We start from the raw sequence: 24,279 nt of genomic DNA on the forward strand, positions 1-24,279 counted from the left end.
GTCAGTGCCTAAATAATAAGATTATGTAACTTTTCAGCGCCACGATGAACCCGGCCAACATGGCCAGCCAGTTCAGATCGCGGTAGAGCCACGCGGTCGCCCCGAGGAGCGCCAGCGTTAATGCAATCTTTATAAATTCCCAGATGAAAAACGAGAACGGGTTGACCCCGCCTGGCGTTTTCGAATTGACGTAAAGGCGAAACGCCATCAATCCGTTGGGCACGACACAACATAATCCGCCCAGCACCGCCGAAAACATCGCAGGCAGTCCCCCGAACAGTGCGGCGATTGCGCCAGCGACTATCGTTACCATCAATTGCAGGGAGACTAAGCGCAACATTTTTTCTTCTTCGCGCCAGCCATTGTGAAATGCCGTGTTTCGGGTCTAGGATTACGTGAATCAGCGGGATTATAGCGGTTGATGATGAACTGAGTCAAACACAGTGAGTCATCAATATGGTGCGAATTGTTGAAAAACCACGATAAATCACGGGCTTATGTGCGGTACTGGACGTAAGTACGAGGGTATGCACCATGGGCGAACGTTAAATCGTCGTTCCCGCGCAGGCGGGAACCCATGTTGGGGTATGGGTTCCCGCTTTCGCGGGAACGACGTTAGCGAATGTTACGCGCGCAGGCGGGCCAGCACGCCGTCAAGGATGTCGAGGTCAGCGAAGTCGATGATCATCTGGCCTTTGCCCTTGGCGCCCATCTTGAAGACCACCGGCGTGGCCAGCTTGTCCGACAGCTCCTCTTCCAGGCGCACGATGTCGCCCGACTTTTCCTTCTGGCGCGCTTCAGGCGCCGGGGACGACTGTTCTTCCATCGTCCGCGTCACCAGCTTTTCGGTCTCGCGTACCGACAGGCGCTTGGCGACCACCTGGTTGGCCAGGTTGATCTGGCTGGCCGCATCGACCGCCAGCAGCGCGCGCGCATGGCCCATGTCGATATCGCCGGCCATCAGCATGGTCTGCACCGGGCCGGCCAGGTTCATCAGGCGCAGCAGGTTCGACACCGCGCTGCGCGAACGGCCGACCGCGTTGGCCGCCTGCTCGTGCGTAAACGCGAAATCCGAGATCAGGCGGTGAATGCCCTGCGCTTCTTCCAGCGGGTTGAGGTCTTCGCGCTGGATGTTCTCGATCAGCGCCATCGCCGCCGCGGCCTGGTCGTCCACGTCGCGCACCAGCACCGGCACTTCTTCCAGCCCTGCCAGCTGCGCCGCGCGGAAGCGGCGCTCGCCGGCGATGATCTCGTACTTCACCGCACCGGTGATGCTGTCCTGCCCTACCGGACGCACCAGCACCGGCTGCATGATGCCCTGGGTCTTGATCGAGGCGGCCAGTTCGGCCAGCGCGCCTTCGTCCATGCGGGTGCGCGGCTGGTATTTACCAGCCTGCATCTGGCTCACCGCCAGCACGGAAGGCTGCCCCTGTTCGGCGGATGCGCCATTGCCATTGCCGTCAGCGCCGCCGAGCAGCGCGTCGAGCCCGCGGCCGAGGCCCTTGAGTTTTTTGGTAGCCATGCTTTGTTACTCTCTCTGATTACATTGTCTTGATACGTTTGACCATCTCCGCGCCGAAAGCGACATACGCCTGCGCACCTTTGGAGGATGGGTCAAACACCACGCCGGGAATGCCGTACGACGGCGCCTCGGCGAGCCGCACGTTGCGCGGGATGATGGTATTGAATACTTTGTCGCCGAAGTGTTCCTCGAGCTGGGCGGAGACCTGCTGCGACAGCGTCATGCGCGGATCGAACATGACGCGCAGCAGTCCGATGATCTTCAGGTCGGTGTTCAGGTTGGCGTGCACCTTCTTGATGGTGTTGACCAGGTCGGACAAGCCTTCCAGTGCGTAGTACTCGCACTGCATCGGAATGATCACGCCATGGGCGGCGCACAGGCCGTTCAGGGTCAGCATCGACAGGGCAGGCGGACAGTCGATCAGCACGAAGTCGTATTCGCTGTCGACCACGGCCAGTGCATCCTTCAGGCGGCGCTCGCGCTGCTCCAGCTGGACCATCTCGACTTCGGCGCCGGCCAGTTCGCGGTTCGATGGCAGCACGTCGAAGCGGCCCGCCTCTGAACGCATGCGCGCCGCCTTCACATCCGACTCGCCAAGCAGCACTTCGTAGATCGATGACTGGAGGCCGGCCTTGTTGATGCCGGCGCCCATCGTCGCGTTGCCTTGGGGGTCAAGGTCGACCAGCAGCACGCGCTGGTCAAGCTTGGCCAGGCCCGCGGCCAGGTTCACACTGGTCGTGGTCTTGCCTACCCCGCCCTTTTGGTTTGCAACGCAGAATATCTTTGCCATGTATGTTCTTATCGTAGACGCAACAATAACGATTTATACCGTTTATACTATCTAAACCGTAAATACGATTTATTTAGTATATCGGGTATAAACTATTTATACCGTTTATATGGTTTGCTCGGATCGCTTGATGAAAACGAGGTGCCGCTCCGCATCCAGCCCTGGCACCCTGATTGGCTGTAGCCCTGTCGTTTTCCACTCCGCCGGCAGCCTTTCCTGCTCCTCGGGCGGAGCCACGCCTTTTAGCGCGATGAACTGCCCGCCCTGCGCCAGCAAATGCCCGGACCAGTTGACGAAATCGGACAGGTCGGCAAAAGCGCGCGAGGTGATGACGTCAAAAAGCTGCTTTACCTGCAGTTCCTGGACCTTGGCCGTGTACACGGTGACGTTTGAAAGGCCGAGCTCTGCCTTTACCTGGGTCAGGAATGCGGTTTTCTTGTGCACCGTGTCGATCAGCGATACCTTCATGTCCGGGCGAGCGATCGCCAGCACAATGCCTGGCAGTCCGCCTCCTGCTCCCACGTCCAGCACGTTCTGCGCCCCACTGAAGGCAGGCACGGCTGTGAGCGAGTCGAGCACGTGTAGCGTGACCATCTGCATCGGGTCGCGCAGCGAGGTCAGGTTATATACAGAATTCCATTTGAACAGCAGCGCAAGATAGTCGAGCAGCTGTTCGTGCTGTTTCTCGTTCAGGTCAAGCTTCAGTTCCTTGATGCCATCGGCCAGTACGTGCGCCAGTGCGGCGCGGTCGAAGAATTTCATCCAGCCAGCTCCTCGTTGAGCGAGGTAAAGCCCTTCGCACCGCGTTTCTTTAAATGTACCAGCAAAAGTGAGATAGCGGCAGGTGTCACCCCGGAAATTCTTGATGCCTGGCCAAGCGTTTCAGGGCGCTGTTTATCCAGCTTCTGGCGCACTTCGATCGACAGGGCGGTCACGTCGAGGTAGTTGAAGCTCTCGGGCAGCTTCAGGTTCTCGTAGTGCTCATGGCGTTCCACTTCCTTGGCCTGGCGGTCGATGTAGCCCGCGTACTTCAGCTGGATTTCGATCTGTTCTTTTACCGAAGGATCTTCGACACCCGGACCGGCCAACACCTGCCCTTCGGCGCCGACCATGCCCATCAGGGTGTCGTACTGCACACCGGGGCGGCGCAGCAGGTCGGCCAGCGAGTATTCGCGCTCAATCGCCTGCCCGATCACCCTTTCGGACTCCGCGGCGGCAAGGATACGCGGGTTCACCCAGGTGGAACGCAGGCGTTCCAGCTCGCGGGCCACAGATTCGCGCTTGGTCTCGAAGGCCTTCCACTGTGCATCTCCGACACAACCCAGCTTGCGGCCGATGTCGGTCAGGCGCATGTCGGCATTGTCTTCGCGCAGGCTCAGGCGGTATTCCGCGCGGCTGGTGAACATGCGGTATGGCTCGGCGACACCTTGGGTGGTCAGGTCATCGACCAGCACGCCAAGGTAGGCGTCGGCGCGGCCCGGCACCCATGCTTCGCGCCCCTGGGTCTGCAATGCGGCGTTGATACCCGCCAGCATGCCTTGGGCCGCAGCCTCTTCGTAGCCTGTCGTGCCGTTGATCTGGCCGGCGAAGTACAAGCCCTTGATGGCCTTGGTTTCAAGGGATGCTTTCAGCCCGCGCGGATCGAAGTAATCGTATTCGATCGCGTAGCCCGGGCGCAGGATGAAGGCGTTTTCCATGCCCTTCATCGACCGCACCAGTTCCAGTTGCACGTCGAATGGCAGGCTGGTCGAGATGCCGTTCGGGTAGAACTCATTGGTGGTCAGGCCTTCCGGCTCCAGGAAAATCTGGTGCGATTCCTTGGCCGAGAAGCGGTGAATCTTGTCTTCAATCGACGGGCAGTAGCGCGGACCGACGCCTTCGATAACGCCCGTGTACATTGGGCTGCGGTCGAGACCGGCGCGAATGATGTCGTGCGTGCGGGCGTTGGTGTGGGTGACCCAGCAAGGCACCTGGCGTGGGTGCATCGCGGCATTCCCCATTACCGAGAACACTGGCACAGGATCAAGATCGCCGGGCTGCTCGGACATTGCCGAAAAATCGATGCTGCGGCCATCGATGCGCGGTGGCGTGCCGGTCTTCAGGCGCCCTTGCGGCAGCTTGAGCTCCTTCAGGCGGGCCGACAGCGACATCGCCGGCGGGTCGCCTGCCCTGCCCGCAGAATAGCTTTGCAAGCCCACGTGGATCTTACCGTCGAGGAAAGTGCCCGCTGTCAGCACCACCGCAGGTGCACGGAACTGCAGGCCGATCTGCGTCACGGCGCCAACCACGCGCTCGCCCTCCACCATCAGGTCGTCCACTGCCTGCTGGAACAGCCAGAGGTTCGGCTGGTTTTCCAGGCGCGAACGAATGGCCTGCTTGTACAGGATGCGGTCGGCCTGGGCGCGTGTAGCACGTACAGCAGGACCTTTGGACGAGTTAAGGATGCGGAACTGGATACCGGCTTCGTCCGTGGCGATCGCCATTGCTCCACCCATGGCATCGACTTCTTTGACCAGATGCCCCTTGCCAATACCGCCGATTGACGGGTTGCAAGACATTGCACCGAGGGTCTCGATGTTGTGGGTGAGCAGCAAGGTCTTCTGGCCCATGCGGGCCGAGGCGAGTGCCGCTTCGGTGCCGGCATGGCCGCCGCCGACGACGATGACGTCGAATTCAGTAGGAAATAGCATGATGGAAAGCGCGATGCGAGGAGTGAGGCCAAATTATAGAGTCTTTTCGTATGGAAGACTTAAAAAGGGCCGGAATTACGACGGATGAGCGTGAAATTGTTTCACGTGGAACAGCCGGGTTAGCGAACCCGACCTATGTTCCACGTGAAACAATGGACTTACTTACCACTTAATGAAGGCGTCATACCCCGTCTTCAAGATCAACAGCGTGACCACCACGAGGAACAATTTCCGGACAAAAGCGGTGCCATGCTTGATGGCCAGCTTCGTTCCGACCAGCGATCCCGCCACCTGGCACGCGGCCATCATCAAACCGAGCTGCCACAACAGATGACCGCTATAGCCGAACCACATGAGCGCAGAGAGGTTACACGCGACGTTGACCACCTTTGCCGCGGCCGACGCGCTCAGGAAATCGAACCCGAAGAACCGAACGAAAAGGAACATCAGGAAGCTACCGGTACCGGGACCGAAGAAGCCGTCATAGAAACCGATGCCCGCCCCCATCGCTACCGCAAACATTCGCTCGGCGTGACCGCTGTGGACCGGTGCGTGCACACTGCCGAAATCCTTCTTCCTGAACGTGTAGACGGCGACCGCGACAAGCAGGATCGGAAGCAGGGTGCGCACAAAGTCGGCGGGGACCTTGGTGACCGTATAGGCCCCGGCGAACGACAGGGCGAAAGCGGCAAGGGCGGCGGGTGCCGCAGCGCTCCATGCTACCCGTACCTGCCGCGCGTAGTTGACCGCAGCGGCGCCGGTGCCGAAGATGCCCGCCAGCTTGCTCGTACCAAGCAGTGTCGCGGGAACTTCTTTCGTAAAGACAGAAAACATGACGGGCAGCTGGATCAACCCTCCCCCACCCACCACCGCATCCACCAGGCCGGCGAGGAAGGCCGCGCTTCCCAGCAACACCACATCCACCATTACCGCTCCCGCACGCTAAAAGCAATATTGTACGGAAGAACGTCCGCCGCTGCCGGTGGTGCATTTCTTCCGAGGGCAGCTTGGTGTAAGCTAAACATTCAACGCACCGGAGCCCCACCCTATGACCGAGTTCAAAGCATTCACCTTTAGTACCGTTCCTCATATTGTCTCCGAGCCGGGCAGTGCACGGGAGCTGGGCAAGCACATCGCAATGCGCTTTCCCAATGTCCGCCGCGCCTTGATCGTGACCGACCCCGGCTTCCTTCGAACCGGGCTCGTCGATGCACCACGCGCAAGCCTGGAACAGCATGGGATGAGTGTCCAGGTCTTCTCGGACGTCGTGGCAGATCCGCCCGAGGCCGTAGTGACCAGTGCGGTCGAGTTCGCCCGAGCCCACGACACCGATATCGTGATCGGCCTGGGCGGCGGCAGCTCGATGGACGTGGCGAAACTTATTGCAGTACTCGCGGGTAGCGAGCAGCCAATTTCCGAAATCTACGGGATCGGCAATGTGAAAGGAGAGCGCCTGCCGCTGGTGCAGGTACCAACGACAGCAGGCACCGGATCGGAGGTCACCAACATCGCCATCGTCACCACGGGAGAGACGACCAAGATGGGGGTCGTCGCGCCACAGCTGTATGCGGACCTGGCCGTACTCGACGCGGAACTGACCCTCGGCTTGCCGCCGCTGGTAACGGCAGCTACCGGTATCGATGCGATGGTGCACGCAATTGAAGCATTCACGAGCAAGCACAAGAAAAACCCGATGTCGGACAGTCTCGCACGCCAGGCATTGTCATTACTTTCAAGCAACTTACTGACTGCGTGTGAGCAGGGCGGGAACCTGCAGGCTCGCCAGGCGATGCTGCTCGGAGCGTGCTTTGCCGGGCAGGCATTCTCGAACGCGCCGGTGGCTGCGGTGCACGCCCTTGCCTACCCGATCGGCGGAATCTTCCATGTACCGCACGGGCTGTCGAACTCGCTGGTATTGCCGCATGTGCTGAGGTTTAACCTGCCCGAGGCCACCGCGCATTATGCCGAACTGGCATCGGTGGTCGCTCCGCATGTCAGTGGCAGCGACGAGGCGCGGGCGGAGGCATTGATTGCTGCGATGCAGCAAGTGGCGCGGATGACCGGGATTCAAACCTCGTTGCGGCAAGTGGGGATCGCCGAGGCGGACCTGGACAGGCTGGCGGACGACGCGATGTTGCAGACCAGGCTGCTGGGGAATAACCCGAGGGATGTGACGCGGGCGGATGCGTACGCGATCTATGCCGCCGCACTCTGATTGACCGACTACGGTCTTAACGCCGATAACGGTATCTCGGCATTCGGCGGATGACGGCCTGTCGGCCTCTTCCGCCCTACGCCACCGTGCAAAAAAGTAGGGCGGATAAGCGAAAGCGCATCCGCCGAATTCGCGTCCCGTTGACGCCAACCCGGCGGATGCGCTCCGCTTATCCGCCCTACTACACTACTTAATTACGAACTACGCTTGCGCCCTGCCGCTGCAATCGCAGCACCAATCTCGCCCACAATTCCGCGGCGGAACAACAGCACACAGGCAATAAAGATCAGCCCGGTCACCATACCTACCGACTCACCCAGCGTACCAAACCACTCGATATTGGTCGCCTGCGCCAGGAACGTTCCGACGTCACCCAGCTTGTTCTCCAGCGTGATGATGATGAACGCGCCGAGGATCGGGCCAACCAGCGTTCCCATGCCGCCTACCAGCGTCATCAGGATCACCATGCCCGACATGGTCCAGTGGACGTCGGTCAGCGTCTCAAAGCCCAGCACGAGCGTTTTGGTGGCTCCTGCAAGGCCTGCCAGCGCTGCGGAGAGGACGAAGGCCATCAGCTTGTAGCGGTCGACGTCGTACCCCAGCGAAATGGCACGCGGCTCGTTTTCCTTGATGGCCTTGAGCACCTGGCCAAACGGCGAGTGAACCGTACGCATAATCAGCGCGAAGCCACCGATGAAGATCGCCAGCACGAAGTAGTACAGGGTCACGTCGTTGGCCAGGTCGATGACGCCAAGCAGCTTGCCGCGCGGTACACCTTGCAGGCCGTCCTCGCCACCGGTGAAGGGCGCGCGAAGGGCTGCGAAGTAGACCATCTGGGCCAGGGCCAGGGTAATCATCGAGAAGTAGATGCCGGAGCGGCGGATCGCCAGCGAACCCATCACCAGGCCGATCAGCGCCCCGCCACCGACACCGGCAAGGATAGCCAGTTCAACCGGCCAGCCCATGTCGCGCAGCATGTAGCCGGCGATGTAGCCAGCGCTGCCGAAAAAGGCGGCGTGGCCGAACGACAGCAGGCCGGTGAAACCGATCAGCAAGTTGAAGGCGCAGGCGAACAGGCCGAAGCACAGCAGCTTCATCAGGAAAACCGGATACGCGAAGAACGGCATCGCGATCGCGATGACCAGCGCAATCAGGTAAGGAAGTTGTTTTTTCATGATTTGCTCGAATCTTCTCGGTTACTTTTCTTTGCCGAACAGACCGGCAGGACGCAGCAGCAGGACAATGACCATCACCACGAACACGACCACCTCGGAACCTTCCGGGTAGAACACGCGGGTCAGGCCTTCGATCACGCCCAGCGCGAGGCCGGTGAGGATCGAGCCCATGATGGAACCCATGCCGCCGATCACCACAACGGCGAACACGACGATAATCAGGTGCGAACCCATCAGGGGGGTCACATTGATGATCGGGGCCGCCAGCACCCCTGCAAAGCCCGCCAAAGCGACGCCGAAGCCGTAGGTCAGGGTGACCATCAGCGGCACGTTGATGCCGAACGCTTCCACCAGCTTGGGATTCTCGGTGCCGGCACGCAGGTAGGAGCCGAGCTTGGTCTTTTCGATCACGAACCAGGTGGCCAGGCAGACCATCAGCGAGGCGAACACGACGAAGCCGCGGTAGTTCGGCAGGATCATGAAGCCCAGGTCGGTCGCGCCCGCCAGCGCGTCAGGCACCGGGTAGGGCTGGCCCGATACGCCGTAGAACGAGCGGAAGATGCCTTCGAGAAGCAAGGTGATGCCGAAGGTCAGCAGCAGGCCGTACAGGTGGTCCAGCTTGTAGAGCCAGCGCAGCATGGTCTTCTCGATGACGATGCCGAACAGGCCAACCAGCAGCGGGGCCACGATCAGCATGACCCAATAGTTGACCTCGAAATAGGAGAGTCCCATCCATGCAAGGAAGGCGCCCATCATGTAGAGCGCGCCGTGGGAGAAGTTAATTACATTGAGCAGGCCGAAAATGACGGCAAGGCCGAGCGACAGCATCGCGTAGAACGAGCCGTTTACGAGGCCCAGCAAGAGCTGGCTCATCATTGCCTGCAAGGGGACGCCGAAAATTTCCATGGATTTTGTCTGCAAAGAGGGAATGCGGACGTAGGGCGGAAGAGCGCAACGCGCGTCATCCGCCGATTTTGCGATGACGCATGCGTTCGGCGGATGACGGGGCTTCGCCCCTCTTCCGCCCTACGATGAAGCTATAACAGTACGCTTACTTCCAGGCGGCGCACTTGGTTTCCGCCTTGGTGGCGTAAGCCTGGTCGCCCGGAATGGTCTGGACGATCTTGTAGTAATCCCATGGGTACTTCGACTCGGATGGCTTCTTCACTTCCATCAGGTACATGTCGTGCACCATGCGGCCGTCGCCACGGACAACACCGTTCTTGGCGAACATGTCGTTGATCTTGGTCTTCTTCAGGTGGGCCATGACCGCGTCGGAGCTGTCGGTCTTGGTCGCCTTGACCGCGTTCAGGTAGTTCATGGTCGCCGAGTAGTCAGCCGCTTGCAGCATCGATGGCATCTTCTTCATCTTGCTGAAGTAGCGCTTCGACCAGGCGCGGGTTTCCGGGTTCATGTCCCAGTACCAGCCGTCGGTCAGGTACATGCCCTGGGTCATGTTCAGGCCGAGCGTGTGCACGTCGTTGATGAACATCAGCAGGCCAGCCAGCTTCATCTTCTTGTTGATGCCAAATTCAGCAGCTGCCTTGATCGAGTTGATCGCGTCGCCGCCGGCGTTGGCCAGGCCCAGGATCTGCGCCTTCGAGTTTTGCGCCTGCAGCAGGAAGGACGAGAAGTCCGATGCCGACAGCGGGTGCTTGACGCTGCCCACCACGGTGCCGCCGCTCTTCTTGATGACGTCGGTGGTGTCGCTCTCGAGCGACTGGCCGAAGGCGTAGTCGGCGGTCAGGAAGAACCACGACTTGCCGCCCTGCTTGACGATCGCGCCGCCGGTGCCGCGCGCCAGTGCGATGGTGTCGTAGGCATAGTGAATGGTGTATGGCGAGCATTCTTCATTGGTCAGGCGGGCTGAGCCGGCGCCGATCGAGATGAAGACTTTCTTCTTTTCTGCAGCAACCTTGGCCATCGCCAGGTTGGCGCCGGAGTTGGTGCCGCCAATCAGCATGTCGACGCCCTGCTGGTCGAACCATTCGCGCGCCTTGCTGGCGGCGATGTCTGCCTTGTTCTGGTGGTCGGCCGAGACGAATTCGATTTTCTTGCCGGCGATGTTACCGCCCGCATCTGCAATCGCCATTTTGACGGCTTCAGCACCGCCGACGCCGTCGATGTCGGAGTAGACGCCCGACATGTCGGTCAGCAGGCCAATCTTGATGGTGTCGCCAGAAACCTGCGCTGCCGCAGGCAGGGAAAAACCGATGGCGCAGGTAGCGGCGGCGGCGATGGCGATAGCTTTACGTTTCATTTTGTCTCCGTTTTTGGATGTATAAGTATCAGTAATGAAAGCACTTCTCAGACACCAAGCAACTCGGTTAGCACCGGCATCTTGGCGTCCAATTCGGATGAGGCGAAGGTCTCGACGATCTGACCGTGCTCCACCACATAAAACCGATCCGCCAGCGGTGCGGCGAAGCGGAAATTCTGTTCCACCATAACGATGGTGTAGCCCTTGGCCTTGAGCGTCGTGATCATGCGGGCCAGGCCCTGCACGATGACCGGCGCGAGGCCTTCGGAAATCTCGTCGAGCAGCAAGAGGCGCGCGCCGGTGCGCAGGATGCGCGCCACCGCCAGCATCTGCTGTTCGCCGCCCGACAGGCGGGTGCCTTGGCTGTTGCGGCGTTCCTTCAGGTTCGGGAACATTTCGTAGATCTCGTCGATCGACATGCCCTTGCCGCTGTCCAGCGTGGGCGGCAGCATCAGGTTTTCTTCGGCCGACAAGGACGAGAAAATACCGCGCTCTTCCGGGCAGTAACCAACGCCCAGGTGCGCAATCTTGTGCGTTGCCAGTCCGATCGCTTCGACGCCGTTAATCTTGATCGAGCCCTGGCGTGCGCCAGTCAGGCCCATGATCGCGCGCAGCGTGGTGGTGCGGCCGGCGCCGTTACGGCCCAGCAGCGTCACAACTTCGCCTTGATTGACCGACAAATTCACGTTGTGGAGGATGTGCGACTCGCCGTACCAGGCCTGCAGGTTGGTGATTTCAAGCGCAGCCGTCATCAGTGCGCTCCTTCCAGCTCGACGCTCGTGGTACCCATGTAGGCTTCCATCACTTGTGGATTCTTCGAAACTTCCGCATACGTGCCTTCGGCCAGCATGGCGCCGCGCTGGAGCACGGAGATCTTGTCGCAGATGCCGGACACGACGCTCATGTTGTGCTCCACCATCAAAATGGTGCGGCCTGCCGATACTTTTTTAATCAGCTCGGTGACGCGGTGCACGTCCTCGTGGCCCATGCCCTGGGTCGGCTCGTCGAGCAGCATCAGTTCAGGTTCCATCGCCAGGGTGGTAGCAATTTCGAGTGCGCGCTTGCGGCCGTACGGCATGTCGATGGTGATGGTGTCGGCAAAGCTTTCCAGGTCGACTTCCTTCAGCAACTGCATCGCGCGGTCGTTGAGACGGTCGAGCCCGCGCTCACTCTCCCAGAAGTGGAACGAGTTGCCGAGGCCGCGTTGTAGTCCGATGCGCACATTCTGCAGCACGGTCAGGTGTGGGAACACCGCCGAAATCTGGAACGACCGGATGATGCCCATGCGGGCAATCTGGGCCGGTTTGGCGTGCGTGATGTCCTTGCCGTTGAACAGGATTTCTCCCGAGGTCGGCACCAGGAATTTGGTGAGAAGATTGAAGCAAGTGGTCTTACCGGCGCCGTTGGGGCCGATGAGCGCATGGATGTGACCGCGCTCTACTTTCAAGTTCACGTCACTTACCGCCGTGAAGCCTTTGAACTCCTTGGTCAAGCTTTTTGTTTCCAGAATGACGTCTGTCATTGGGTCTCCAGTATTCTGTTTTCATACCGTTTTGCAAGCTTTTATTTGGATAATACACACATTATATTTGTGTCACAACATAGTATAACTACCATGTGTGCATCACTGGCGGCCATCAAAAATGCGCATTTTTTAGGCAACCAGTGCAGGCAAATGTAGTCTAAGTACTCTTCTGGAGGATCATCGCGGCGGCTTTCTCCGCGATCATCAACGTTGGTGAATTCGTATTGCCGGACGTGATGTATGGCATGACGGAAGCGTCCACTACCCGCAGTCCGCGCACATTTTTTACGCACAGGCGGCTGTCGACCACGGCGGCCGGATCGTCGGTGCGCCCCATCTTGCAGGTGCCCACCGGATGGAAAATCGTCGTGCCGATCAGACCGGCCGCTTCGGCCAGCTCGTCCTCGGTGCGGTAATGCACGCCAGGACGGTATTCTTCCGGCTCGTACTTCGCCAGCGCGGGCGAAGCGACGATGTTGCGAGTGACGTTGAGCGCGGCCGCCGCGACCTTGCGGTCTTCAGGCGTGCTGAGGTAATTAGGCGTGATTTTCGGCGGAGCGTACGAGTCGTTCGAGCAAATCCGCACATGGCCGCGCGAGGTTGGCCGCAGGTTGCAAACGCTGGCGGTAAAGGCCGGGAAGGGATGGAGCGGCTCGCCAAATTTTTCCAGCGACAAGGGCTGCACGTGGTACTGCAGGTTCGGCGTGGCCTGGCTGGCGTCCGATTTGGCAAAGGCGCCCAGCTGCGACGGCGCCATCGACATGGGCCCGCTCTGGAACAGCGCGTATTCCATGCCGATCTTCATGCGCCCTACCCAGCTGGCCGCACGGGTGTTTAATGTCGGGGCGCCATTGATTTTGTAAATCATGCGAAGCTGCAAATGATCCTGCAGGTTCTCGCCGACCCCTGGCAGGTCGACCTGCGGCGTGATCCCCAGCGCGTGCAAGGCAGCAGCCGGCCCGATACCGGACAATTGCAGGATCTGCGGCGTGCCGATGGCGCCCGCTGCAAGCAAGGTTTCCTTTGCCGAAGTCGCACGCCAGGCCTTGCCGCCGCCGGTGAATTCGACGCCACGGCAGACCTTGCCTTGTTCACTGTCTTCCAATACCAGCCGCTCGACGTGGCAGCCAGTCATGATGGTCAGGTTGGGGCGCTTGGAGGCAGGGCGCAGGAAAGCCTTGGCCGTATTCCAGCGGATTCCCCGCTTCTGGTTGACGTCGAAATAGGCACAGCCGCTGTTATCGCCGCCGTTGAAATCGGAAACCTTCGGAATGCCCGCTTGTTCGGCAGCATCGCGGAAAGCATCGAGGATCTGCCATGAAAGCCGCTGTTTTTCCACGCGCCACTCGCCGCCCGCGCCATGCATGGGTCCGGCGCCGCCGTGGTAATCCTCGCTCTTTTTGAACAGGGGAAGCACTTCATCCCATGCCCAGGATGGATCCCCCGTCAGCTCGGCCCAGCGGTCGTAGTCCGCGGCCTGGCCACGCATGTAAATCATGCCGTTGATCGAGGAACTGCCACCGAGGACTTTGCCGCGGGGATAAATCAGCGCCCTGCCGCCCAGTCCCGCGTCGATTTCAGTCTGGTAAAGCCAGTCGGTGCGCGGGTTGTTGATGCAGTAGAGATAGCCGACCGGGATGTGAATCCACATGTAATCGTCGCGCCCGCCCGCTTCGATCAGCAATACGTCGATGTCCGGATTCTTGGTAAGACGGTTGGCAAGAACACAGCCTGCAGTTCCAGCCCCAACGATGATGTAGTCGTATTCCCCAGCCGATTCCAATCAAGTCTCCTCTACTCGGTTCTCATCTCTGCGATCAGGGTTTGCATCAGTTTGGCCGCCGGCATGGCCCGCGCACGCCGCACTTCCGCGCCTGCCCACAGCGACATCAGTTCGGTCTCACCCTTGGCGGCAGCAGCCGCGCGGATAGGTGTCGTTAATGCATTTTGTACAGGATACGCTGGAAGTTGTTTTTCAACATCTTCTAATTGCTTCATGAAACGATTCTCAAGGCCGCGTGCATACCGGCCCGAAAAAGCGCGGGTCAGGCGGGTTGGCGTATCGCCGGCATTGATGAGGCGGAACTTGTACTCGGGGGAGATGCCGGACTCGTCGCAGACAAGGAAGGCCGTTCCCATCTGGACTGCTTTCGCCCCGGCGGCAAGGGCCTCGTTGATGTCGATGCCGGTCATGATTCCACCCGCTGCGATCACCGGAATCTCGACTGCCCGCGCAACTTTTGGCCAGAGAACACGGGCAGACAGGGTGGCGTCTTCCTGCGGGCCGATAAAGGTTCCGCGATGTCCGCCCGCTTCAACGCCCGATGCGATCACCGCATCGGCGCCAACCTCCTCCCATGCCTCGGCTTCTTCGACCGTCGTGACCGTGCCCATGACAAAGATGCCCGCGTCATGAAGTCGCTCGACCTGGGTGGCGGTCAGGATGTCAAAGGTAAAACTGGCGGCAGCGGGACGCAGTTCGATCAAGGTGTCGAGCTGGGCTTCGAAATCCTGGCACCACTGGGACGGGACCGGCAGGTCGGTCCAGCCCAGGCTTTCCCAGATCGGACGCATCAGTTCGGCGGCCCGCTCGATTTCTTCACGGCTTGGCTGGGGCGTCTTGAGGACAAAAAGATTGATCAGGAAAGGCCGGTCGGTCAGCTGTCGCACCTTCGCGGCCTGGTCACGCATGGCATCGGGCGAAAGCAGCGATGCCGGCAATGATCCCAGACCGCCGGCGTTGGAAACGGCCGCAATTAGTTCAGGTGTGCATGACCCGCCTGCCATCGGCCCCTGGATGATCGGAAACTTGAACAGCGACTGCAGATCCATGGCTCCTCCCCTGTCTGAAGCACCAGATTAACAGAAGCTGTAGCGCTTGGGCAGGGGGAGGGTGTGGATAACTCTATGAATATCCACAGGTACCATTTGTGGATAAACCCAACTTTATTCACAAGCCAGTTTTTGTCCAGAATTGATACCAGCCACATACAGAGTTGGCAACTGGCTTATAAAACGCGTAAACGCATGATTGTAGAGCGAATTATCGCCTTATCCACAGGAAAGTGCGTGCGTTAACCATTACTACTATGCTTGTATACATACCTTTTAAGTAAACAAAAAACGAAAAAAATTCATCGCGGCTTCGCCTGCGATGGAAAAAACACACAGCCGCCTGTTCTGGAAAACTTATCGCAAGAGAAATTTTTCTGATGAGCTAAAAAAACGAGGTCGCGTGTTTTTCCTGAAAGCCGGATCCTTTGCAAGTTCACAGGCCAGGCTGGAAAACAAAAAAACCGGCGCTACGCGCCGGTCGTTGTGTGGATAAGTCACTGCATATCCACAGGATGAGATGTGCAGAAGCCACCTACTTGTGCAAAACTCGTTTTTTATCCACCATCCATCCTCCCCAGATACAATCATTGTCCAGCAAGTTACGAATCACCTAAGTCGATGATCGTAAAGATGTAAACAGACTTATCCACAAAAATAAGCCCGTTTACTATCACTACTATTTTTGTATACATACTTACTATGTAAACCAAAAGAACAGCTGAAGTGCGGGGACAAGTCCCCCGCAAGCAGCTGAGAGATGCAAAAACCGGTCTCCAGGACTGAAAAACAGGGTCAAAATATGCGTTTAGGTATCATCAGCGCTCTCCACGAAGAACAGCAGGGCCTCGTGGAAGCCATGCAAGGGGTCTCCACGCTCATCCATGGCATGCGCGACTACACCCAGGGGACACTCTTCGGAATCGACGCTGTGTGCGTCCTGTCGCGTATTGGGAAGGTTGCAGCAGCCACCACCGCGACCATGCTTGTGGAGAAGTTCGGAGTTACCCACATCCTGTTTACCGGGGTTGCTGGTGCTGGAGACGCTGGGGTGGCTGTTGGCGACATCGTGGTGGCCGATTCGCTGGTTCAGTACGACATGGATGCCAGTCCACTATTTCCAAAATTTGAAGTTCCGCTCACAGGCCTGTCGCACTTTCCTTCTGATGTCCATATCAGCAATGTTGTCGCAGACGCAGCGCACCAGTTCCTGGCGTACGACTTCACGGGAGCGATTGACGACAAGGAACGCGCTGTATTCCGCCTGGCACGCCCAAAAGTTCACCGGGGACTCATTGGGAGCGGTGATCGCTTCGTCAGCTGCGGCGTGCACATGTCGCAGCTCAACGAATCTTTATCGGGTTTGCTGGCTGTGGAAATGGAGGGGGCGGCGGTGGCCCAGGTGTGCTTCGAGCTGGGCGTGCCATTCGCGGTGATCCGTACGATTTCGGACAACGCAAACGAAGACGCGGCCACCGATTTCATGCGCTTTGTGAAATCGGTAGCCGCGCGGTATGCATTCCACATCGTCCGGCGCTACTGCCAGGCGACGCATCAGGGTTATCAGCCGAGCATGGAATCGGCCGGGGCGTAATCGTAGCCCAACGCCTGCGCCACCGCGGCGTAGGTGACCTTGCCTTTGCAGACGTTCAGGCCGTTCTTGAGGTGAGGATCGTCCATCAGCGCCTTCTGCCAGCCTTTGGTCGCCAGCGCCACCGCATGGCCGATGGTGGCGTTATTGAGCGCAAAGGTCGACGTGCGGGCCACGGCGCCTGGCATGTTCGCTACGCAGTAGTGGATAACGCCATCGACGACAAAGGTCGGATCGGCATGGGTGGTTGGATGCGAGGTTTCAAAGCAGCCGCCCTGGTCGATCGCCACGTCGACAACCACAGCGCCCTTCTTCATCCGCGAGATCATGTCGCGCGTAACCAGCTTTGGCGCTGCGGCGCCCGGCACCAACACGCCGCCGATTACCAGGTCGGCCGACAGCACGGCTTCTTCGATGGAGTGCGCGTTGGAATACTGCGTCGAGATGCGGTTACCGTAAATGAGGTCGAGATGGCGCAGGCGGTCGACGTTCTTGTCGAGGACAGTGACGCGCGCTCCGGTGCCCACCGCCATTTGCATTGCATTGGCGCCCACCACGCCGGCGCCGATAATCACGATATGGCCCGCAGCCACGCCGGGTACGCCGCCAAGCAGCAGGCCCATTCCGCCCTTTGATTTTTCAAGGTGCGCCGCTCCGGCCTGGATGGCCATGCGGCCCGCCACTTCGCTCATTGGCGCGAGCAGGGGCAAGCCGCCGCCGGCGCCGGTAATGGTTTCGTAAGCGATGCACACGGCGCCCGACTTGACCAGCGCCGCGGTCTGCTCCGGATCTGGAGCGAGGTGGAGATAGGTGTAAAGAATCTGGCCTTCGCCCAGCATGGCGCACTCGCCCGGCTGCGGTTCCTTGACCTTGACGATCATTTCGGCGCGCGCGAAGATTTCCTTGGCCGTGTCGACCATGGTGGCGCCGGCGGCGGCGTACTGCTCGTCGGAGAGCCCGATTTCGCCGCCGGCGTTTTTCTGGACCAGCACCTGGTGCCCGCGCTGTGTCAGTTCGCGGACGCTGGGAGGCGTGAGGCCAACCCGATACTCGTTATTCTTAATCTCTTTTGGAACGCCTACTATCATGTGATCCTCCAAGTTAAAACGCAACGACTCGGGGTTGTCCCCGTTTTATTTACATCCTCATACTATTACAAACCCAGTGTCATCAGGCTTGCGTTTCCGCCAGCAGCAGTCGTGTTGACGCACACGGCGCGCTCGGCCACCAGGCGCCACAGCGGGATCGCCGCATCATCCGACGTCTCGATCACTCCCACAATCGCCCAGCTGTTCGCGGCGAGTGCAGGACGCAGGCCTGGCGCCAGAGGCGCCTCCACCAGCGCGACCTGGTAATCGTATTTGCAGTTCTCGACGCTGCCGACCAATTCAATGCGGTCTGAAACCTCTGGCGGCAGGTTATCCGGAATCAGGTCCTTCGACGACGCGACGATCACGACGCGGTTACCTGTCGCCAGCGCGGCCGCAAGCTGGTTGACCAGCGCCGCAGTCGTGATGGCTGCGCACAGCACCACGCCGCGCGGGAAGAAGGCCAGCGAATTGCGCTCGCCGGTCGGTCCTGGCAATGCCAGCGTCGAACCGAGCAAGGTCGTGCGCATGTATTCGGTACCCAGCTTGACGACATGGTTGTGGCCATTGGCTTTGGCCCATACCAGCAAGGCGTCCAGGGCTGGCGTCGGCTGGCGCTCGTGCTGCAGCAAAGGCGGCGCGCTGCGCTGCAGCCGCTTGACGTACAGCGGGCCGCCAGCCTTCGGGCCGGTGCCCGATTTGCCCTCGCCGCCGAACGGCTGCACGCCAACCACGGCGCCGACGATATTCCGGTTCACATAGATATTGCCAACGTGGGCGCGCGACACGATGAAGTCGATGGTCTCGTCGATACGCGAATGGATGCCGAGGGTCAGTCCGTAGCCGGTGGCGTTGATCGAGTCGATCACTTTCGGCAGGTCGGCGCGGCGGTAGCGGATCACGTGCAGCACAGGCCCGAAAACTTCATGCGTCAGTTCCGACAGCGAGCCAATCTCCAGTACGGTCGGCGGCACGAAAGTACCGGCTGCTTCTGCCGTCGGCGACAAAGGCAGCGAGTAGTGCGCGCTGGCCTTGCCCTTCATGCGTTCGATGTGCGCCAGCAGGTTGCCTTGTGCTTCGCTGTCGATCACCGGGCCGATGTCGGTCGACAGGCGGTCGGGCGAGCCGACGCGCAGCTCCAGCATGGCGCCCTTGAGCATCTTGATGGTCTTGTCGGCGATTTCGTCCTGCAGGAACAGCACGCGCAGCGCCGAGCAGCGCTGGCCGGCGCTGTCGAAGGCCGACGTCATCACATCCTGCACCACCTGTTCTGGCAATGCGGACGAATCGACGATCAGCGCGTTCTGGCCGCCGGTTTCAGCGATCAGGGCGATGTCGCAGGATTCGCGCACCGAACGCTCTGCCAGCGTCTTGTTAATCAGCTGGGCGACTTCGGTCGAACCGGTGAAGATGACGCCTTTGACGCGCGCATCGTTACACAGGCCGGCGCCAACCACTTCGCCGCGGCCTGGCAGGAACTGCAGCGCCGCTTTCGGGATGCCCGCTTCGTGGAACAATTCAACCGCGCGGTAGGCGATGATCGGCGTTTGTTCGGCGGGCTTGGCCAGCACCACGTTGCCTGCCGCGAGCGCGGCGGCGACCTGGCCGGTGAAGATCGCCAGCGGGAAGTTCCATGGGCTGATGCAGGTGACAGGTCCCAGCGCGAGGATGTTTTTTGAACCGTGAACCTGCGCGGCGTAATAGCGCAGGAAGTCGACCGCTTCGCGGATCTCTGCGATTGCGTTCGGCAGCGACTTGCCTGCTTCGCGCACAGCCAGCGCCATCAGCTCGTCGCGGTTTTCTTCAAACAGGTCAGCGACACGGGCAATGATGTCGGCGCGGCCGGCCGGCGGGGTCGCCTGCCAGTCCATCGCAAAGGCGTCGGCGCGTGCCAGGGCGGTTTCGACGTCGGCAGCGGTGGCTTCGCTGACCTGGCCAACGATGTCGTGGTGGTTCGCCGGATTGACCACAGCGGCCCAGCCGGGTGCGTCGATCGGGCCGTCGATCAGCGGAGCGGCCTTGTAATTGCGCGGCGCGGCGAGGGTTTCGCCAACTGCGCGCAGCACGTTTTCGTCGGTCAGGTCGATGCCGGCCGAGTTTTTACGCTCAAGGCCAAACAGTTCCAGCGGCAGCGGAATGCCAGGGTGCGGCACGCCGCCCTGCTTGCGCGACGCTTCGAACGGATCGGTGATCAAGGTATCGATCGACACTTTGGCGTCGACGATCTGGTTGACGAACGAGGAGTTGGCGCCGTTTTCCAGCAGGCGGCGCACCAGGTAGGCCAGCAGCGTTTCGTGCGAACCGACCGGCGCGTAGATGCGGCAAGCCTTGCCGAGGTTTTCTGCGCCGACGACCTGGTCGTACAGTGTTTCGCCCATGCCGTGCAGGCACTGGAACTCGTAGTCTTCGATGCCCTTCTCTTTCGCCCATGTGTAGATGACCGACAGCGTGTGCGCATTGTGCGTCGCGAACTGCGAATAGATCGAGCCGGAGGCGCCGAGCAGCTTCTGCGCGCAGGTCAGGTAAGACACGTCGGTGTAGACCTTGCGGGTGTAGACCGGATAGCCAGGCATGCCGTCGACCTGGGCGCGCTTGATCTCGGCGTCCCAATAGGCGCCCTTCACCAGGCGCACCATGAATTTGCGGCCGCTGCGCTTTGCCAGGTCGATCAGGTAATCGAGCACGAACGGGCAGCGCTTCTGGTAAGCCTGCACCACGAAGCCGATGCCGTCGAAGCCCGCCAGTTCAGGATCGAAGGCCATCGATTCCATCATGTCGAGCGAAATTTCGAGGCGGTCGGCTTCTTCGGCGTCGATGTTCAGGCCGATGTTGTACTGCTTGGCCAGCAGGACCAGGCTGCGCACGCGCGGCAGCAGTTCATCCATTACGCGGGCATGCTGCGCGCGGCTGTAGCGCGGGTGCAGGGCCGACAGCTTGATCGAAATGCCCGGGCCGTCCTTGATACCGCGGCCGTTCGAGGCTTTGCCGATCGCGTGGATCGCCGCTTCATACGACGCGTAGTAGTTCTTGGCGTCGGCTTCGGTCAGTGCGGCTTCGCCGAGCATGTCGTACGAATAGCGGTAGCCGCGCGCTTCGTTGTCGCGGCTGTTCTTGAGCGCTTCGCCGATGGTCTGGCCGGTGACGAACTGGTTGCCCAGCATGCGCATCGCCATGTCCACGCCTTTGCGGATCAAGGGTTCGCCGCCCTTGCCGATGAGGCGGGTCAGGGCCGAACCGAGGCTGTTTTCGCTGCTGGTCGAGACCAGCTTGCCGGTGATGAGCAGGCCCCAGGTGGCCGCATTGACGAACAGCGAAGGCGATTCGCCAAGGTGTTTGCGCCAGTCGCCCTTGCTGATTTTGTCGGCAATCAGGCGATCCGCGGTCTGACTGTCGGGAATGCGCAACAGTGCCTCGGCCAGGCACATCAGCGCCACGCCTTCTTCCGACGACAGCGAAAACTCGTGCATCAGCGCATCGACACCGGACGAACGGGTACGTTTTTCGCGCACTGCGGAGACCAGGCGATGGGCCAGCGGAGCGGCCTCAGGCGATGGTGTCGCACCCTGCGCCAGCAGCCACTCGACAGCCTCAGTTTCATTGCGGCGATAGGCGCCAGTGATGGCGGCGCGCAGTGGCGATTGCTCGCGTTTGATTTCTGACTGGAGGGCGGAAAAAGGGACGGATGGCGCTGTAGACATTGGCAAAGCTCTTCACAAAAGAATCGGGAAAACTTGAACGCGCGCAGCATCCGCTCCTGCTTTTGATCAAAAAAAGGAGAGGAAGTTGCGCGAAAAGATGATTCGATTGTAGAGCGAAATCTTCTGGATTAATTCTGGTAATACAGAAGACTAGCCATAGATAGTTTTTGGTGAGAGAATTTAACCAAATAATATTAATTTGGGGACGATTCACATGCTGGATAAGATTAGCAAAAAAATTCTTTCAGAGCTACAAAATGATGGCCGCATCAGCAATGTGGAGCTTGCCGCCCGTGTCAATTTGTCGCCAGCGGCCTGCCTGGAACGGGTGCGCAAGCTGCATGAGTCGGGCTACATCATGGGGTATACGGCCCAGCTGAATCCGACCCTGCTCGATGTGTCGCTGCTGGTGTTTATTGAAGTTGTGCTGGACCGGACCACACCGGAAGTGTTCGATTCGTTCAAGAGCAGCGTGCAGATGATTCCGGAAGTGCTGGAATGCCACATGGTGGCCGGCGGCTTCGACTACCTGGTCAAGGCGCGCGTGAAGGATATGGCGGCGTACCGGGAGTTCCTGGGCAAGACGCTGCTGCAGAAGGGTGTGCGCGAGACGCACACGTATGCGGTGATGGAAGAAGTGAAGAACTCGACCAAGCTGCCGATTAAGTAGCCGCGCCAACGTCGTTCCCGCGAAGGCGGGAACCCATGCAAGCGTCCCGTTACCGCACGCACGCGGAGGCGGGCTTCGCCCTTGTCCGCCCTACCCCTTCGTTTGGCTGAGCGTTTAGTCGCTCTCCATCCCCGACTTGATCGACGTGGCGTTCATGCTCTCAAGATGCTTGCGCAGCCACTTGTGCGCGGGGCTGCGGGCGTCCCGCTCGTGCCACAGCATGTCGAGGTGCACCGCCGGCATCTGGAACGGCAACTCGCGCCACACCAGCGCATTGGTCATACCCGTCGACGCGATCAGGTGCTTCGGCAGCACCGTAATCAGGTCCGAGTTCGCTACCACCTTACCCGCCGTGAAGAACTGGTTCACGGTCAGCCAGATCCGGCGCTCGCGCCCCAGTTGCGCAAGCGCCTCGTCGACCAGGCCGTGCGCCCGGCCCGAGAAACTCACCAGCAGGTGATTCGCCTTGCAGTAATTGTCCAAAGTCAGCTCGCCCTGGGCCAGCGGGTGATCCTTGCGCATCACCGACACATACTTTCCTGAATAAAGCCGCTCGTGCCGGATCGGTGAGCTCATGTCGCTCGACAATTGCGCAGCGACGCCTGGGAAGAAGCCTACCGCCAGGTCGATATCGCCACGCAGGAGCATCGGGCGCGGTTCGCGCGTGGTCAGCGGCACCATGCGCACATTGACCTTCGGCGCTTCGCTCTCGATCGAACGCATCAGGGAAGGCAGCCACAGCACGGCGGTTGCATCGGCCATCGCCATCCGGAAGGTGGCGTGTGCCTGCGACACGTCGAACGTTTCCGGCATCACCGCCGCTTCCAGTCCGGCAAGCGCCGAGCGGACCGCTGGCCATAGCGCTTCCGCACGCGGGGTCGGCTTGACGCCGTAGGCGGTGCGGATCAGCAATTCGTCGCCCAGGCTTTCGCGCAGGCGCTTGATGGCGTTCGAGACAGCCGGCTGGGTCATCGCCAGGTGGCCGGCGGCCCGGGTGAGGTTTTGCTCGGTCATCACTGCGTCGAAAACGCGCAGCAGGTTCAAGTCAAGCGTCAGGAAGCTCATGGGAAACCGAAATAAGGGTGATTACTGAATAGTACCGCATTCCATTCACGATTCGCATAATGGTTATCGGAAACTGGAATTGGCATTATATGTTGCGGCGCAGTATAGTTCCAACTAACGTAATTGGCTTTAGGAAATATCGTGTCAACAACTGCTACACTACTTCAAACCGCTGCCGGCGTGCAGATTTTTCCACTGGTGCGTGGCGTGTTCAGCGTCGCCGCCGTTGCTGGCCTGCTGGTGTTTTTCAAGCCGCTGCTGGTAGGCATCGCACGCGCCCTGTTCCTGGTCGTGCGTCCCCGCCTCACCAAGGAAGAGCGCCTGGCGCGCCGCCACATGCGCGACGCCCAGATGCTGCAACGCATGATCAACTCGTCGCACGGCCCCAGCCATGCGGCCGAACTGCGCGCCCTCGCTTCGCGCGCCTAAGCAAACAGCCCAACTTCGGGGTCTGACCCCGAAGTTGAAGCCACGCAAAAAAACGCGGCGTCCGGATTACCGGCGCCGCGTTTTTTAATTTGCGCGATTGACCTAGCTGCGGGCGCCCAGCAGTGCTGGCTTGAGCGAGCTGTCGGCCGGCTTGTTGCCGATCCAGATGCGCAGGATCGCGTTGTAGAACGCAATGTCCGGCACCGCTTCGCCAATGTTCTTGCCGTTCAGCTGGGTCTGGGTGCCGGTGCCCGGGATCCAGTCGATGTGCAGCACGTCGCCCTTCTTCAGGCTTTCGATGCTGGCGAACATTTCGCCGAACTTGCTGATCTGGCTGACAATCTTCGACTTCTCGGCCTGGCTCAGGTTGTTGTTCAGCCCGGTCATGAAGGCCTGGCCGAAATCCTCCGAGGTCAGGTCGCGCATCATTACGAGCGTGACGCGGCGCGGGCCCTGGACCGCCATGATGTCGGCAGGCGTGGTTTTCTTTTCAGTGAGGTAAAGGCCGGCGGCGTACACCTTGAATACGACCTTGGTGCGCATGCCCAGTCCGTTCAGCTTGAGGTCGCTACCGCCGACCTTGACGGTATCGGCGAACTTGACGCCGTTGATTTCGGCGGCCGTCGCCGGCAGCGTCAGTGAGCAGGCAATCGCCAGGCCGGCCAGCAGGCCTTTGATACCGAGGTTTTTCGTAGCAATCATGGTGTCTCCATTGTTGAAAATGTTTTT

General features: G+C 60.1%; 21 protein-coding genes. 4 read left to right on the forward strand and 17 right to left on the reverse strand.

All coding sequences use genetic code 11. The features are described 5' to 3' along the window. Position 1: 1 nt before the first annotated feature. The 6 genes from LMJ30_RS04860 to LMJ30_RS04885 all read right to left on the reverse strand — a co-directional run bounded on the left by LMJ30_RS04860 (position 2) and on the right by LMJ30_RS04885 (position 5,929). Complete coding sequence (locus tag LMJ30_RS04860) at positions 2–340, reverse strand: ATP synthase subunit I (RefSeq protein ID WP_229431220.1); 339 nt, start codon at positions 338–340, stop codon at positions 2–4. A gap of 285 nt (positions 341–625) precedes the next feature. After that, positions 626–1,522 carry a ParB/RepB/Spo0J family partition protein gene (locus LMJ30_RS04865; protein ID WP_229431221.1) on the reverse strand — a complete coding sequence of 299 codons (897 nt, stop codon included), beginning with the start codon at positions 1,520–1,522 and terminating at the stop codon, positions 626–628. A 19-nt stretch (positions 1,523–1,541) separates the two neighbouring features. Next, positions 1,542–2,312 carry a ParA family protein gene (locus LMJ30_RS04870; RefSeq protein ID WP_229431222.1) on the reverse strand — a complete coding sequence of 257 codons (771 nt, stop codon included), beginning with the start codon at positions 2,310–2,312 and terminating at the stop codon, positions 1,542–1,544. Between the two features lie 105 nt (positions 2,313–2,417). Continuing rightward, positions 2,418–3,074: a 16S rRNA (guanine(527)-N(7))-methyltransferase RsmG gene (gene rsmG, locus LMJ30_RS04875; RefSeq protein WP_229431223.1), complete on the reverse strand. Its 657-nt coding sequence runs from the start codon at positions 3,072–3,074 to the stop codon at positions 2,418–2,420. Then, positions 3,071–5,002 carry a tRNA uridine-5-carboxymethylaminomethyl(34) synthesis enzyme MnmG gene (mnmG, locus tag LMJ30_RS04880; RefSeq protein WP_229431224.1) on the reverse strand — a complete coding sequence of 644 codons (1,932 nt, stop codon included), beginning with the start codon at positions 5,000–5,002 and terminating at the stop codon, positions 3,071–3,073. The genes rsmG and mnmG overlap by 4 nt, the downstream gene beginning before the upstream one ends. Before the next feature lie 162 nt (positions 5,003–5,164). Continuing rightward, complete coding sequence (locus tag LMJ30_RS04885; RefSeq protein ID WP_229431225.1) at positions 5,165–5,929, reverse strand: sulfite exporter TauE/SafE family protein; 765 nt, start codon at positions 5,927–5,929, stop codon at positions 5,165–5,167. Positions 5,930–6,050: 121 nt separating this feature from the next. Between LMJ30_RS04885 and LMJ30_RS04890 the strand changes: the two genes are divergently transcribed. After that, positions 6,051–7,217: an iron-containing alcohol dehydrogenase gene (locus LMJ30_RS04890; RefSeq protein WP_229431226.1), complete on the forward strand. Its 1,167-nt coding sequence runs from the start codon at positions 6,051–6,053 to the stop codon at positions 7,215–7,217. A 194-nt stretch (positions 7,218–7,411) separates the two neighbouring features. On the opposite strand, the gene LMJ30_RS04895 is transcribed toward LMJ30_RS04890, so the two are convergent. The 7 genes from LMJ30_RS04895 to LMJ30_RS04925 all read right to left on the reverse strand — a co-directional run bounded on the left by LMJ30_RS04895 (position 7,412) and on the right by LMJ30_RS04925 (position 15,009). Continuing rightward, positions 7,412–8,392: a branched-chain amino acid ABC transporter permease gene (locus LMJ30_RS04895; protein ID WP_229431227.1), complete on the reverse strand. Its 981-nt coding sequence runs from the start codon at positions 8,390–8,392 to the stop codon at positions 7,412–7,414. A 21-nt stretch (positions 8,393–8,413) separates the two neighbouring features. Beyond that, on the reverse strand, positions 8,414–9,298 hold the full coding sequence (locus tag LMJ30_RS04900; protein ID WP_229431228.1) for a branched-chain amino acid ABC transporter permease: 885 nt from the start codon (positions 9,296–9,298) through the stop codon (positions 8,414–8,416). A gap of 145 nt (positions 9,299–9,443) precedes the next feature. After that, a complete protein-coding gene (locus LMJ30_RS04905; protein ID WP_229431229.1) occupies positions 9,444–10,652 on the reverse strand; it encodes an ABC transporter substrate-binding protein in 1,209 nt (402 codons plus the stop codon). Between the two features lie 47 nt (positions 10,653–10,699). Continuing rightward, positions 10,700–11,404: an ABC transporter ATP-binding protein gene (locus LMJ30_RS04910; RefSeq protein WP_229431230.1), complete on the reverse strand. Its 705-nt coding sequence runs from the start codon at positions 11,402–11,404 to the stop codon at positions 10,700–10,702. Then, positions 11,404–12,174 carry an ABC transporter ATP-binding protein gene (locus LMJ30_RS04915; protein WP_229431231.1) on the reverse strand — a complete coding sequence of 257 codons (771 nt, stop codon included), beginning with the start codon at positions 12,172–12,174 and terminating at the stop codon, positions 11,404–11,406. Before LMJ30_RS04915 ends, LMJ30_RS04910 begins: the two co-directional genes overlap by 1 nt. Before the next feature lie 160 nt (positions 12,175–12,334). Beyond that, complete coding sequence (locus LMJ30_RS04920) at positions 12,335–13,960, reverse strand: GMC family oxidoreductase (RefSeq protein WP_229431232.1); 1,626 nt, start codon at positions 13,958–13,960, stop codon at positions 12,335–12,337. Between the two features lie 11 nt (positions 13,961–13,971). Continuing rightward, complete coding sequence (locus LMJ30_RS04925; protein ID WP_229431233.1) at positions 13,972–15,009, reverse strand: NAD(P)H-dependent flavin oxidoreductase; 1,038 nt, start codon at positions 15,007–15,009, stop codon at positions 13,972–13,974. Between the two features lie 760 nt (positions 15,010–15,769). Between LMJ30_RS04925 and LMJ30_RS04930 the strand changes: the two genes are divergently transcribed. Beyond that, positions 15,770–16,603, forward strand: coding sequence for a 5'-methylthioadenosine/adenosylhomocysteine nucleosidase (locus tag LMJ30_RS04930; protein WP_443094039.1), 834 nt, complete (start codon positions 15,770–15,772; stop codon positions 16,601–16,603). On the opposite strand, the gene ald is transcribed toward LMJ30_RS04930, so the two are convergent. Then, positions 16,573–17,688: an alanine dehydrogenase gene (gene ald, locus LMJ30_RS04935; protein ID WP_229431234.1), complete on the reverse strand. Its 1,116-nt coding sequence runs from the start codon at positions 17,686–17,688 to the stop codon at positions 16,573–16,575. The two genes, LMJ30_RS04930 and ald, sit on opposite strands and share 31 nt — an antisense overlap. Positions 17,689–17,753: 65 nt before the next feature. Then, complete coding sequence (gene putA, locus LMJ30_RS04940) at positions 17,754–21,386, reverse strand: trifunctional transcriptional regulator/proline dehydrogenase/L-glutamate gamma-semialdehyde dehydrogenase (RefSeq protein WP_229431235.1); 3,633 nt, start codon at positions 21,384–21,386, stop codon at positions 17,754–17,756. A 214-nt stretch (positions 21,387–21,600) separates the two neighbouring features. On the opposite strand from putA, the gene LMJ30_RS04945 reads away from it, so the two are divergent. After that, on the forward strand, positions 21,601–22,056 hold the full coding sequence (locus LMJ30_RS04945) for an Lrp/AsnC ligand binding domain-containing protein (protein ID WP_223465423.1): 456 nt from the start codon (positions 21,601–21,603) through the stop codon (positions 22,054–22,056). A 114-nt stretch (positions 22,057–22,170) separates the two neighbouring features. Here LMJ30_RS04945 and LMJ30_RS04950 read toward each other — a convergent pair whose 3' ends face one another. Beyond that, entirely contained in the window at positions 22,171–23,121 is a 951-nt protein-coding gene (locus tag LMJ30_RS04950; protein ID WP_229431236.1) for a LysR family transcriptional regulator, read from the reverse strand. 141 nt (positions 23,122–23,262) lie between these two features. Here LMJ30_RS04950 and LMJ30_RS04955 point away from each other — a divergent pair, with 141 nt between their 5' ends. Further along, a complete protein-coding gene (locus tag LMJ30_RS04955; protein WP_229431237.1) occupies positions 23,263–23,550 on the forward strand; it encodes a hypothetical protein in 288 nt (95 codons plus the stop codon). Between the two features lie 102 nt (positions 23,551–23,652). On the opposite strand, the gene LMJ30_RS04960 is transcribed toward LMJ30_RS04955, so the two are convergent. After that, complete coding sequence (locus LMJ30_RS04960) at positions 23,653–24,252, reverse strand: chalcone isomerase family protein (protein WP_229431238.1); 600 nt, start codon at positions 24,250–24,252, stop codon at positions 23,653–23,655. Positions 24,253–24,279 lie beyond the last annotated feature (27 nt).

Origin of the sequence: Massilia agrisoli (assembly GCF_020831365.1) — a bacterium.
Lineage (GTDB): Bacteria > Pseudomonadota > Gammaproteobacteria > Burkholderiales > Burkholderiaceae_D > Telluria_A > Telluria_A agrisoli.